This is a genomic window from Anoxybacter fermentans, assembly GCF_003991135.1.
Lineage (GTDB): Bacteria > Bacillota > Halanaerobiia > DY22613 > DY22613 > Anoxybacter > Anoxybacter fermentans.
Window position 1 is genome coordinate 3,371,263 of the sequence record NZ_CP016379.1, and the last position, 12,963, is coordinate 3,384,225.

12 protein-coding genes are annotated in these 12,963 nt (G+C 35.5%); 10 read left to right on the forward strand and 2 right to left on the reverse strand.

Features of this window, described 5'->3' with window-relative positions; all coding sequences use genetic code 11:
• Positions 1 to 40: 40 nt before the first annotated feature.
• From BBF96_RS15390 to BBF96_RS15435, 10 genes are all read left to right on the forward strand, one after another.
• Positions 41 to 1,153 carry an ABC transporter ATP-binding protein gene (locus BBF96_RS15390; protein ID WP_127017954.1) on the forward strand — a complete coding sequence of 371 codons (1,113 nt, stop codon included), beginning with the start codon at positions 41 to 43 and terminating at the stop codon, positions 1,151 to 1,153.
• 314 nt (positions 1,154 to 1,467) lie between these two features.
• Positions 1,468 to 2,268, forward strand: coding sequence for a sugar phosphate isomerase/epimerase family protein (locus BBF96_RS15395; RefSeq protein WP_127017955.1), 801 nt, complete (start codon positions 1,468 to 1,470; stop codon positions 2,266 to 2,268).
• 80 nt (positions 2,269 to 2,348) lie between these two features.
• Positions 2,349 to 2,573: a hypothetical protein gene (locus tag BBF96_RS15400; RefSeq protein ID WP_127017956.1), complete on the forward strand. Its 225-nt coding sequence runs from the start codon at positions 2,349 to 2,351 to the stop codon at positions 2,571 to 2,573.
• Between the two features lie 556 nt (positions 2,574 to 3,129).
• Positions 3,130 to 4,323, forward strand: coding sequence for a GGDEF domain-containing protein (locus BBF96_RS15405; protein WP_127017957.1), 1,194 nt, complete (start codon positions 3,130 to 3,132; stop codon positions 4,321 to 4,323).
• Positions 4,324 to 4,742: 419 nt separating this feature from the next.
• Positions 4,743 to 6,464 (forward strand): ABC-ATPase domain-containing protein, encoded by a 1,722-nt coding sequence (locus BBF96_RS15410; protein WP_127017958.1) that lies wholly within the window; start codon positions 4,743 to 4,745, stop codon positions 6,462 to 6,464.
• Positions 6,465 to 6,541: 77 nt separating this feature from the next.
• The gene (gene yabP / locus BBF96_RS15415; protein WP_236777845.1) at positions 6,542 to 6,832 is read left to right on the forward strand and encodes a sporulation protein YabP; all 291 of its coding nucleotides are present in this window, start codon (positions 6,542 to 6,544) and stop codon (positions 6,830 to 6,832) included.
• Positions 6,833 to 7,119: 287 nt separating this feature from the next.
• Positions 7,120 to 7,401 (forward strand): spore cortex biosynthesis protein YabQ, encoded by a 282-nt coding sequence (yabQ, locus tag BBF96_RS15420; protein WP_127017959.1) that lies wholly within the window; start codon positions 7,120 to 7,122, stop codon positions 7,399 to 7,401.
• 115 nt (positions 7,402 to 7,516) lie between these two features.
• Positions 7,517 to 7,828, forward strand: coding sequence for an FtsB family cell division protein (locus BBF96_RS15425; RefSeq protein ID WP_127017960.1), 312 nt, complete (start codon positions 7,517 to 7,519; stop codon positions 7,826 to 7,828).
• Positions 7,829 to 7,885: 57 nt separating this feature from the next.
• Entirely contained in the window at positions 7,886 to 10,045 is a 2,160-nt protein-coding gene (locus BBF96_RS15430) for a Tex family protein (protein WP_127017961.1), read from the forward strand.
• Between the two features lie 152 nt (positions 10,046 to 10,197).
• Positions 10,198 to 10,752, forward strand: coding sequence for a DUF501 domain-containing protein (locus tag BBF96_RS15435; RefSeq protein WP_164731140.1), 555 nt, complete (start codon positions 10,198 to 10,200; stop codon positions 10,750 to 10,752).
• Positions 10,753 to 11,314: 562 nt separating this feature from the next.
• Here BBF96_RS15435 and BBF96_RS15440 read toward each other — a convergent pair.
• Positions 11,315 to 12,046 carry an ABC transporter permease gene (locus BBF96_RS15440; RefSeq protein WP_127017963.1) on the reverse strand — a complete coding sequence of 244 codons (732 nt, stop codon included), beginning with the start codon at positions 12,044 to 12,046 and terminating at the stop codon, positions 11,315 to 11,317.
• Positions 12,043 to 12,888, reverse strand: a complete 846-nt coding sequence (locus BBF96_RS15445; RefSeq protein WP_127017964.1) for an ABC transporter ATP-binding protein — start codon at positions 12,886 to 12,888, stop codon at positions 12,043 to 12,045. Before BBF96_RS15445 ends, BBF96_RS15440 begins: the two co-directional genes overlap by 4 nt.
• Between the last annotated feature and the right edge of the window lie 75 nt (positions 12,889 to 12,963).

Below are 12,963 nucleotides of genomic sequence, written 5' to 3' on the forward strand. Positions count from 1 at the left end.
ATAAAAATATTTTACATTTTAATTAAGGAGGTTAAAAACTATGGCAAAAGTAACACTGAGAGGTGTAACAAAGAGATATGGTGATGTTGTTGCAGTTAATAATGTGAACCTGGATATTAAAGATAAGGAGTTTCTGGTACTGGTAGGTCCTTCCGGTTGCGGTAAATCTACCACTCTGAGAATGATTGCTGGTTTGGAAGAGATTACAGAAGGTACTATTGAAATTGGTGATACCATCGTTAATGATATTCCTCCAAAAGACCGGGATATTGCGATGGTATTCCAGAACTATGCTCTCTATCCACATATGGATGTTTATAACAACATGGCTTTTGGTTTGAAATTGAGAAAGTTTCCGAAAGATGAGATCGACCGCCGTGTTAAAGAAGCTGCCCGGATTTTGGGTATTGAAAACCTGTTGGATCGTAAACCTAAGCAATTATCTGGTGGTCAGCGCCAGCGTGTAGCATTAGGTCGTGCTATTGTTCGTGAACCTAAAGTATTTTTGATGGATGAACCCCTTTCCAATTTGGATGCTAAATTAAGAGTTCAGATGCGTGCTGAGTTGCAAAAACTCCATGATCGTTTACAAACTACTGTTATTTACGTAACTCATGATCAGACTGAAGCGATGACCATGGGGGATAGAATTGTTGTTCTTAAAGACGGAGTTGTTCAGCAGGTTGATACCCCATTAACACTTTATAATAAACCAGCTAATATGTTTGTGGCTGGCTTTATCGGTTCTCCTTCCATGAACTTCTTAAAGACTGTAATTGTTAAGGAAGACGAAAATTATTATGTAGATGGTGGTGCTTTTAAAATTAAGATTCCTGAAGATAAGGTTCGAGAATTCCCGAAAGTTAAAGAATATCAAGGTAAAGAAGTTGTTTTTGGTATCCGTCCAGAGGATATTAATGACGCCCAATTAGCAGATATTAAAATAACAAATGACAACAGTTTTACTGCTGAGGTAGAAGTAGTAGAGCCAATGGGTTCTGAAATCTATCTCTATCTAAAAATTGATGATCATTCTGTAATTGCACGGGTTAAGGCTGACAGTACTGCAAAAGTTGGCGATAACATTAAAGTGGTAATCGATACTTCCAAAATGCATATCTTTGATGCAGAGACCGAAGAGGCAATCTTCTAGAACAAAATATATGATTTTACTGCAAAAAGCTAATTTTTCGCTTCAAAAGAAATTTTTCGATTAACCGAAAAATTTCAATGGCGTTCAAAATTAGCTTTTTGCAGTTTAATCGCAAAAAAATTAATGTTATATAATGGTAACGATTCTAAAGGAATGGCAATCATTATGTGCCATTCTTTAATTTTTTTCAAAAAAATGATATTGTCAACAGGAATTTTTGCTTTGATCTAGAAATATATACTCAGAAAGTATATCTTGGAATTTCTGCAATTAAGCTTTTAAAAAATAATCAAAAGGGAAAGGTGGGGTTTATTATGAGATTAGCTGAGCAGATTGGGCTGGCATTGGGTAGTCTTCAGGATGTTGAGGTTGATGAGGGATTGAAAAAGGCTTCAGAGCACGGTTATTTAGCTGTTGAGATTTCGGGAGATGAGTCATTTTCTGATCTTGGTTTACGCGGACTCTGGCCATGGGAGAGAAGAATTTGGAATCATATCAAACCTCTATTAAAACCTTTCCATTTTAAAGCATACCATTCTCCTTATGCAAATCTCAATTTCCTTACCTTAAATCCGGTAATCAGAGATGCTGCTTTGGAACAGATCAAAGCATCCATTGATATCGCTGAAGAGATGGGTTTAAGTCCGGTGATTGTTCATCCTGGAATACCAAGGGAAGATATGGATACAAGAGTTCTGGATTTTTTAATCACAACATTTCTTGGGGAATTAGCTGCTTATGCAGAAGAAAAGAAGGTTAAAGTAGCTATAGAGACCTGTGAGTATTTCTCTGACCTTTCAGTTCTTAAAGAGTATATTGCAAAGATTGATTCACCTTATCTGGGAATTTGCCTTGATTTAGAAGAGACAATGGTTGAATTTAATGAATTGGATAATGATTCATTATGTGAATTTATTCGTTCAATTTCTGGTAAGCTTTTTCATGTTCGTTTACATGGTATGGATACAAAGTGGGCGAACGGAAGACTTAACTATGAAGAGGTTTGTAAAACTCTTATAAGAGAAAATTATAATGGAGCAGTAATTTTCCATATTTTAACTGAAGAAATTGATAATATAAATAAGACCCGTGACGTTATCTACAAAGTCGGATAAAATTAATCCCTCTCTTCCGGGTTAAAAAAATAGTGGATACAAATAATATACATAAAAATAAATCGGAAGGGAGCGGGATAATGACCGATAACAAAAAAGACAGGATACCTAATGAGCTGGAATTGAGGAGTTTGCATTACTTTCTGGGTCGGAAGAGTATTTATGATATTGAGATTGCTGCAGAGTATGATGAAAGGTCAACCCGTGGTTGGTGGTCAAATTACTGGAATGATTGGGATGAACTGAGAGAAGAAGAAAGGTATGATCATTGGTTTACGAAAGATATTAGAGAGATGAAAAAGTAAATTTTGGATAAGTTGTATGCAATAATAGACAGACCCTATAGTCTTCTATAGGTGTTTTGTCTATTATTTTTTTTCTGATTAAGTTTATAACTATTAAACTTTAAAAAATAATACTATAATTATTTATTTTTTCATTTCCTATAGTATGATAGTTTAATATTAACATTTATTTAAATACAGTGTCGGTGTAATATTTCTATATAGTATAATTAAACTACAAAAAGCTAATTTTGAGCGCCATAAAAATATCTTAGTAAGATTTCAGTCGAAATAAGGCTTTATCACAGGATGTGGAGTGTCTTATTTTGACTGAAATTGAACTTTAGATGGTTCGAAAAATTCCTTTTGAAGCGAAAAATTAGTTTTTTACAGTAAAATCATATATTAATTGTCGATTTGTCTGGTAATTTTTATGAAAATAATCTTATTTTAAAAAAGGAATTTTTTATAAAAATAAAGAATGAAAAATGAGAGTCTATCAGGGGAATTTATCTACTAACATAGGGATAACTGAAGTCGATTCTTTTTAAATTTAAATAGGTGAGGTGGATAGGATATGGATGACTATAAGTTGTTATGGGAAAAAATTAAGATTAAACTTATTTGTGTAGGTATTCCTGTTATAGGTTTAACTATATTATTTTATAATTTGCCCAAAGTAAACCCGTTCTCAGGTTTAGAAATAATTTTTTTTATGATTGTTAATATTTTTGCTGAGCTTTTAATTGTTGAGTTACCTATTGGAATTCAGATTAGTTTGAGTTATCCTATTATGATTTGTGTTTTGCTCTTATTTGGGCCAATTATTACTATGTGGGTATATATTCCAGCCTTGGTTATTAGTCAGGTTATGAATAAACGGGAACCGTTTAAGATTATATATAATGTCAGTCAGATCAGTATTTCTATATATATTGTAAGTTTATTTTTACCGGATAGTTTTTCAACTATTGTTCTTAGCCGTGATATTTTATGGATTTTTTTAGTCATAGTTTTTCTTAATTTATTGAATATTACCCAGGTTGTACTTTTCATTTCAGTTAAAGGGAGTTGTAATTTTTTCAGGATCTTTAAAGATATTTGGTTTAAGGAAATGTTAAGTGTGCTTCCAATATATTATGCAACAGGATTGATTATGGCGGTTTGTTATCAAGCTCAGGGTGTGTTGGGCAGTCTTATAGTAATAGCTCCTTTATTAGGTATTTTCTCTCAGTTAAATATTCAAAATAAATTAAAAATTGAGTCACATCGTGCTAACACTGATGCACTCACCGGATTATTTAATCGTCGTGCTTTAACCAGCTGGTGGCAGCGGGTGTTTCCCCAAATCCTCAATACTAACAAAACTTTGAGTGTATTAATGATTGATATTGATGATTTTAAAAAAATTAATGATGCTTACGGACACGATGTTGGTGATAAAGTATTGAAGTCGGTAGCCGGTACTATTAAGAAATGTATTCGACGGTCTGATTTTGTTTATCGTTTTGGTGGTGAAGAATTTATTGTGTTATTGCCAGAATCAGATATTAATAATGCAAAAAAAATAGCAGAACGGGTACGTTTAGCTATTAATAAGATTAAAATTTCACAAATAAAGGATATTTCGGTAAGTATAGGGGTATCCGGTTTGAATTCATGCGTACTGGAAAGAAGTGATGATATTCCTGGTGAGCTAATTCGACAAGCTGATATTGCCATGTATGTGGCGAAAAGGGAAGGGAAAAACCGGATTTGGATTTATTCTTAAATTTATATTAAAATTAATAACAATAGGTGAATTAAGGTTGAAAAATGTGTGATCATTCGTTTACGGAGGAAAGAATAATGTATTTTATCAACTGCGAAAGTTAAGTAAATGTAAGCTGCAAAAAGCTAATTTTGAGCGACATAGAAATTTTTTGTTAAACCATCTTAGTGAGATTTCAGTCGAAATAAGTCCTCATCACAGGACGTGATGAGTTAATTAAGGGCCAGGAAGACTTATTGATTAGTGTGCTTTATTTCGACTGAAATCGAACTTTAGATGGTTCGAAGAATTTCTTTATAAAGCGAAAAATTAGCTTTTTGCAGTTTAATCTTAGATAAGTTTCAAAAAACAAAAGGATTAATCTAGCTTTTATCAAAGAATAATAGTAGCAGAAACGAAATTTAAGGGGTGAGTCGATGATGTACAATAAGGACCAATTAAGAAATACTTTACGCAAAATTGATGGCAAAGGTTATAAAGCTTATAAGGAATTACAGGGAAAAGAATATGATTTTGGAGAATATTCCATTACCTTTGATTATGTTCAGGGTGACCCTTTTGCCAGTCCTACTAAAGTGACTATTAAAGTACCTCAAAAAATTGCAGGTTTTAAAAGAGAACTTTATGAAAATCATGCGCGGAAAACAGCTTTAACTGATTATCTAACCCGTGCTTTTGCCAGAGCGATCAGTAAATATGCAAAAGGAAATCGAGGTACGGGAAAAAGCGGTATGATTGGGATTGATTGTCCAGGCCAGGAGGTTTTGGTTAGAACCTCCGCGGATATAGATGATGAAAAAATTCTGGTAAGGATTGTGGTTGGACTGCCGGCACAGGGGAGGCGGATATTGGCAAAACAAGCAATTGCTATGTTTTTTGAAGAAATACCAGAATTAGTAAAAACAGCACTTATATACGAAAATTTACCTGAAAAGGAGTTAATAAATCATATTCAGATTGTAGAAGACCAGGAGGTTATGCGGAATCAGCTGAAAGAAAAGGGGCTTGTTGCTTTTATCGGTAATGGATCGATTTTGCCGCGGCGGAGTGGAATTGATGATCGGCCCATGTCAAAAGATAAAGCAGTAGCCTTTGTTTCACCTCCTGATCTGGAGGTTGAACTTGAGACCAAACATCAGGGGAAAGTGAAAGGAATGGGAATTCCTGAAGGAGTAACTCTCCTTGTTGGGGGAGGATATCATGGCAAATCTACTGTCCTTAAAGCTATAGAAAGAGGTGTTTACAATCACATTCCCGGTGACGGCCGGGAACGGGTAGTAACTGTCTCTACTGCCTTTAAAATCCGGGCCGAAGATGGCCGGAGGGTGGAAAAAGTTAATATCAGTCCATTTATCAACAATTTACCTCATGGTCAGGATACCCATGAATTTTCCACAGAAGATGCCAGTGGTAGTACTTCTCAGGCAGCTAATATTATGGAAGCATTAGAGTTAAATTCAAAATTACTTTTATTAGATGAAGATACATCTGCTACCAATTTTATGATTCGGGATGCTAGAATGCAGGAATTGGTAGCTAAAGAGAAGGAACCGATTACTCCATTTATTGATCAGGTTACCTTTTTGAAAAAAGAGCTGGATGTCTCAACAATTATGGTTATTGGTGGTTCGGGTGATTACTTTGATGTAGCTGATTGTGTGATTATGATGGATCACTATTTGCCTCATCATGTGACAGCTGAAGCTAAAGAGATTGCAAAAAAATATGCAACCCACCGCCGGGTTGAGGAAAGTGGTGGATTTACTGATATAAAATTGGATCGAATTCCTTTACCTCAAGGTTTTAATCCTAAGAAAGGGCGTAAAGTTAAAATCAAAGCTAGAGGATTACATCATATACAATTTGGTATGGAAGATATTAAGCTTGAATTTGTGGAACAGTTGGTCGATAAGAGTCAGACTAAGGCTATTGGGGATATCATTTATTATGCACTGAATAAAGGTTACCTGGATGGGAATAGAAGTCTTTTTGAGGTTCTTAAGATGGTTTATCAGGATATAGAGCAATATGGCTTAGAAGTCATTGCTCCTTTTGGCAATTCCGATGGTGACTATGCTTTACCTCGACTATTGGAAGTAGGTGCAGCCATTAATCGGTTACGTACATTACAGATCAAATAATTGCAATATAAGTTATATTTCTCTCCTTTCCTACATAAATATGGATTAAGAACTGGTTTGGAAAGGAGAGTTGATGAATGGATGGTAAGGACAAAATGTCCAGTTTTGAACATAAAGGTGAAAATCACGAGTTTACTCTGACTAATCGTAAATATTTAAGTATGAGTGGGGTTAAAGAAGTTATTTCTTATAATGAGCACCAGATTCATCTAGAGACTGTCCAGGGGTCATGCCTGGTTAAAGGAAATGGGTTAAATATTCAACATTTGAATCTGGAAAATGGAAAGTTAGTGGTAGAAGGAGAAATTTCAACTATTGATTATAATGTCAGTGGAGGTAGAGGATTTATCAACCGGATATTTAAATAAATGATTTTACTGCAAAAAGCTAATTTTTCGCTTTAAAAGAAATTTTTCGAACCATCTAAAGTTCGATTTCAGGCTTATTTCGGCTGAAATCTCACCAGGATGGTTTAACGAAAAATTACTATATTGCTCAAAATTAGCTTTTTGCAGTTTAATCATAAATAATTTCGATTAAAAAATCCCATCGACCAGTTGAATGTAACTGGACGGTGGGATAAATATTTTGCACAATTTTTTATTTTTTGCATATACTAATCAGGTACATTGATATTTCTAAGGAGGTAAAAGAGATGCTCCTGGAGATAAAATCTTTTCTGATTATGATAGCCGGCGGTTTTGCTATTAGTATCCTATATGACATTTACCGTTGGTTATGGCTAGCTAAGTATCAGCGTAGTTGGCTTAAACATGTCGGTGATCTAATCTTTTCATTATTGGCCACAATTATAGTTATAGGTTTACTCCTTTATAGTAATTGGGGAGAACTTCGCCTATATATTTTTTTCGGTTTAGGGATTGGCATTTTTATTTATTTTAAAATTACTAGAGTAATTTTTGCATACTTTCATTAAATTTTTGAGATTTGTAAGGATTTAAAAGAAGGAGAATGGAGGTTTTTTGTGGAATACATTAATACTTCCAGGGTAATTTTTAGATTCTCTGTAAAGAAGAAAGGATTTGTCTGTAATGATTAGAAAAGTTCCAAATCCAACCAAACCGAAAAAAAAATTTCGCCGGATTTTTATAATTGGCAGTCTAATGATTTTGATTTCTAGCTTTTGTTCTTTACAATTTTATCGAGGTTATAAGACGCTAGCTTTAATGCAGGAACAGGTAGCTGAGCTTAAGACGCAAATTCAATATATGAAATATGAGAAAGAGAGGCTGTTAAACTTATTGGAAAAATTGGATTCAGAAGATTATATTGAGCGGATTGCCAGAGAAGAATTGGGATTGGTTAAAAGAGGAGAAATTCTAATTATTACTGTTGAAGAATAGGAGAATTTTTAACCTGTTTTTTTTTGTGTAAAATTCAGTAAGTTAGGGGGAAGTTTGATGAGTCAACATATTTACCAACGGTTAGCAGAAGAACTCAATTTAAAATTAGGACAGGTGGAACGTACTGTAACCTTGTTAGATGAAGGAAATACTATCCCATTTATTGCTCGTTATCGAAAAGAGGTAACCGGGTCTTTAAATGAGGAACAGTTGAGGAATTTAGCTGACCGACTTAATTATTTACGTAATCTAGAGGCACGGAAAGAAGAAGTAATCCGACTTATTGATGAACAGGGTAAATTAACTCCTGAACTTAAAGAAGCTATTTTATCGGCACAGATTTTGCAGGAAGTAGAAGATTTATACCGTCCTTATCGTCCAAAACGGAGGACCAGGGCTACCAAGGCCAAAGAACAGGGATTAGAGCCGCTGGCATTAACTATTTTAGCTCAGGAATTGACTTCTGGGGACTTAGAGGCACTGGCGGCGGAATATATAGATCCGGAAAAAGAACTTGAAGATGTGGAAGCTGTCTTACAAGGGGCCAGAGATATTATTGCTGAGATGATCTCAGATGATGCTGAGGTTAGAAAGTTTATTAGAAAATATACCTTTGATGAGGGGATTATTCAATCAGAAGGAAAGACTGAAGAGATTACCAAATTCGAGATGTATTATGATTATAAAGAAGCTGTTAAAAAGATTCCACCCCATAGAATATTAGCTATTAATCGGGGTGAAAAAGAGGAAGTATTAAAGGTTAAGATAATAACACCGGTTGAGCAAATTCTGGCAGAGTTAGAAAAACGAATAATTACCAATGAAAATAGTATTTTTGTTGAACAGCTGAAGATGGCAATAGAAGACAGTTATAACCGTCTTATGGCTCCGTCTATCGAAAGAGAGATTCGTTCCTATTTGACAGAGCAGGCAGAAGAATATGCTTTTGAAATCTTTAAAACCAATCTTAGAAATCTTCTTCTGCAACCGCCGGTCAGGGACAAAGTGGTAATGGGGATTGACCCGGGATATCGGACTGGTTCTAAAGTTGTTGTGGTAGATGAGACGGGTAAATTGCTGGATACTGCTACGATCTATCCACATCCTCCGCAAAATGAGATAGAAGAAGCGAAAGAAATTTTAAAGAAGCTGATAGACCAGTATAGGGTCGATATTATAGCTATAGGTAACGGTACTGCAAGTCGGGAGACAGAGCTTTTGATAGCTAATTTAATTAATGAAATTTCAGATAAGGTTCAATATATTGTGGTTGATGAAGCAGGTGCTTCTGTTTATTCTGCCTCTAAGTTAGCAAGAGAAGAGTTCCCTGAGCTGGATGTATCCATGCGTGGTGCTGTGTCTATTGCCCGCCGATTACAGGATCCATTGGCTGAACTGGTGAAAATTGATCCAAAATCTATAGGTGTAGGTATGTATCAGCATGATGTAAACCAGACACGATTAGGAGAGTGTCTGAATGCAGTAGTGGAATCTGTAGTTAACTATGTAGGAGTAGATCTTAATACCGCATCTCCGTCATTGCTCCAATATGTCTCTGGTATTAATGCCGGTGTAGCTAAAAATATCGTAAAGTATCGTGAAGAGAATGGCAAATTCTCATCTCGGAAGGAATTAAAAAATGTTCCCCGGCTTGGTGAAAAAACTTTTGTTCAAGCGGCAGGTTTTTTGAGAATACCCGATTCAAAAGAGGATCCTTTTGCTAATACACCAATTCATCCTGAATCATATGATCTGGCTGAAAAAATGTTGGCTGAGTGTAATTATCTCCCGGAAGATTTGTTAGATCGGGAGAAATTGCCTCAGATTAAAGAGGATATTAGTAAACTGGATATAAAAGCTCTTGCCGAAAAATTAAATGCGGGATTACCTACTTTACAGGATATTGCTCAGGCTTTGATGCGGCCTGGACGTGACCCAAGGGAAGAACTGCCAAAACCCGTATTTAGAACTGATGTTATGACTATAGAGGATCTTAAGCCAGATATGATTTTACAGGGAACAGTTCGCAATGTAGTTCCATTTGGAGCTTTTGTAGATATTGGAGTTAAAGAAGATGGTCTGGTTCATATTTCTGAAATGAGTTATGATTATGTAAAAGATCCACTGGATGTGGTTTCAGTAGGGGACATTATTAAAGTCAAAGTTTTAAAAGTGGATCAGGAGAGGAGACGTATAGCACTGACTATGAAATTATAAAAAATTAAAAGAAAGTTATTGAAACCCTTATTTGACAACTTATGCTTTTTTAATATATAATAATTCTTAATATAAAAAGGTTCACCCTCAATTTTTTGAGGGTGTTTCTATTCTTCAATTTGGGAAAAATATCTAAAAAGGTGGTGAAAGGCTTGGCAAAATATGAGCCGTTAAAAGAAGGAGATAAATCAATTATAACCAAACAATTAGGGCGACCGCCGCGGAATTTAATAGGGGTGGCTGTCCGTTGTAAAGATGGTATACCCCAGGTGATTGTCACTCACCCGGTCATATTTCACGGAGAGTATCCAGAAGTATTTCCGACCCTCTATTGGCTTTCCTGTCCCAGGCTTGTAAAAGAGATTTCACGATTAGAAGGGACAGGAGCTATTGAAGAAATTCAGGATATAATATTTAACGATCCTGTATTAAAAAATACTTTGGATGAGGTTTATCGGATATATGCTGACCAGAGGATGGCCCTGGTTAAGAATCCAACCTTAAAGCTTTTAAAAGAACGTCATCCATCTCAATATGAGGTACTCCTCCATTCTGGTGTAGGAGGTATAATGAGTCAGGGAATTAAGTGCTTGCATACCCATTTTGCAGATTATCTGGTCAATAAGGTTAATCCTGTTGGATTCCTTGTGGCAGAGCGATTGGGAGATAAGATAAATGAAAACTGTCATCAGTGTGTTCAAGAATAAACTATATCTTTTAAAAAGATATAGTCAGGCTGTTGAAAAAGTGAAGGTGCACATAATTTGCTTCCACAGAGGAACAGAAAAACCAAATATAATTTCTTCCGCTACCGGACGCTCCGCCGTCCTGGCTATGCGTCCTTAAAAGTCAAGGCTTCCGCTCTCCTGGCTCTAGCCTTGACTTATACGCTTCAGTATATTTAGTTTTTCTGGCAGTGCACGGACAAGTCTCTAAAAAAGAAAGGTTTGTCAACAAGCTTACTATATCTTTTAAAAAGATATAGTTTTTTTATTTATGTAGACTGCAAAAAGCTAATTTTGAGCGTTATTGAAATTTTTTGTTAAAGCATCTTAGTGAGATTGAAGTCGAAATAAGGCCTCATCACAGGAGGTGATGAGCTGCTAATCAAGAGCCAGAAGGGCCCTTTGATTAGTGTGCCTTTATTTAGACTGAAATCGAGCTTTAGATGGTTCGAAAAATTTTTTTATGAAGCGAAAAATTAGCTTTTTGCAGTAATATCATTTATAAAACCAATTATAGGCATAGCTTAATGAATGAAAGAATGATTTAGTCAAATTCGCGTAGAGTCAGACTGGAAAGAACCAAAAGGCAGATTCCGTAAACAAAGAGGAATCCCAGGTTCTGCCAGTATTCATTCAGTTGATCGTTCATCAGTCCGGTAATTCCATTATAAGCATAGGTGAAAGGGATTGTTTTTGATAAAATTTGTGCCCAATTGGGTAAAAGTTTAACTTTGACTAAAAGACCAGAGAAGAATATAGAAGGCAAGATTATTAATGGGATGAAAGGGAAGACCTGACCTTCATTTTGAGCCAGTGTGGAGATTAAAATTCCAAGAGCAATGGAGATTATAGCTAAAAGCCAGATAATAAGAATATATTCTATTTTCTTTATAGTAGAGATTTGCAATTGAAATAACCAGATGGTTTCAAAAAAGATAAAGAGCGTCTGGATGGTTGCCAGACTAATATAACCAATCAGATAACCAAAAATAATTTCAACCCGGCGAAAACCATTAACAAACATTCTGGTTAACGTCTGATGGGAGCGTTCCCTGGTGACAGCTATGGCTGATAGGATAAAGGTGACAAAAAAGACGATAAACCCAGCCATAGGTATAATAAAGCGATTCAGGTTTAAAAAGGGATTAGCCAGAGTATCGAAAAGGACTTTCATCAGATAGATGATCAGACAGGGGGCAGCTATTGAAATTACTAAAAATCGGGGATCGCCTTTTAATTGTAAAATAATTCGCCTTCCAATTAGCAGTGCTCTCATTTTGAATCACCTTCTTTACATAGTTTTAAAATAATTTGCTGTAAATTTTCATGTTGGATGCGAATCTCCTCAATATCTGTACTTAGTCCATAGGGGTAAAGGGCTTCAGCCAATCCGGCATTGGGAGTTATTTCTTTCCATTCACCATTCTTTTTGATGGAGATAAATTCTTGACCGAGAGCCATGATTTTCTTCACTGAATCTACTTTTAAAATTTGCCCTTTATTCATAATTCCCAACCGATGGCAGTCCTCAGCTTCATCCATTAGATGGGTAGTGATAAAGATTGTTACTCCTTTAGCTGATAACTCATGGAAGTATTGCCAGAAAGTCTGGCGAAGTTGGGGATCAATCCCTGCTGTAGGCTCATCTAAAAAAAGTATCTCAGGTTGATGAACCAGAGCACATGCTAAAGAAACTCGCTGTTTCATCCCGCCCGAGAGGGTCCGAACAGGTTTATCCTTTTTTTTCTGTAAAGCTGTAAATTTGATTACCTGTGCAACTTTTTCTTCTGGGTTAGTAATGAAATGGGCCCTGGCAAAAAATCTGATATTTTCTTCAACTGAGATATCTTCATAGAGTGCAGGGTTTTGAGGCATATATCCGATAAATCGTTGCACAATTTTACGTTGGTCGGGAAGTTGATAGCCATTAACTTTTATTTTGCCAGAAGTGGGTTTTAGTGCCCCTACCAGGGATTTAATTAAAGTACTTTTTCCTGCACCGTTGGGCCCTAAAAGTCCGAATATTTCACCTTTTTTTATTGTTAGATTTACATTACACAATGCCTGTACATCACCATAATTGTGGTTAAGATTGTGTACTTCAATAATGTTTGACATTTCTGATCCTCCTTGTTATTTTATAATTTAATTATACTCCTGAAATTGGTAGAAATCAATTTAACTATTTAAACT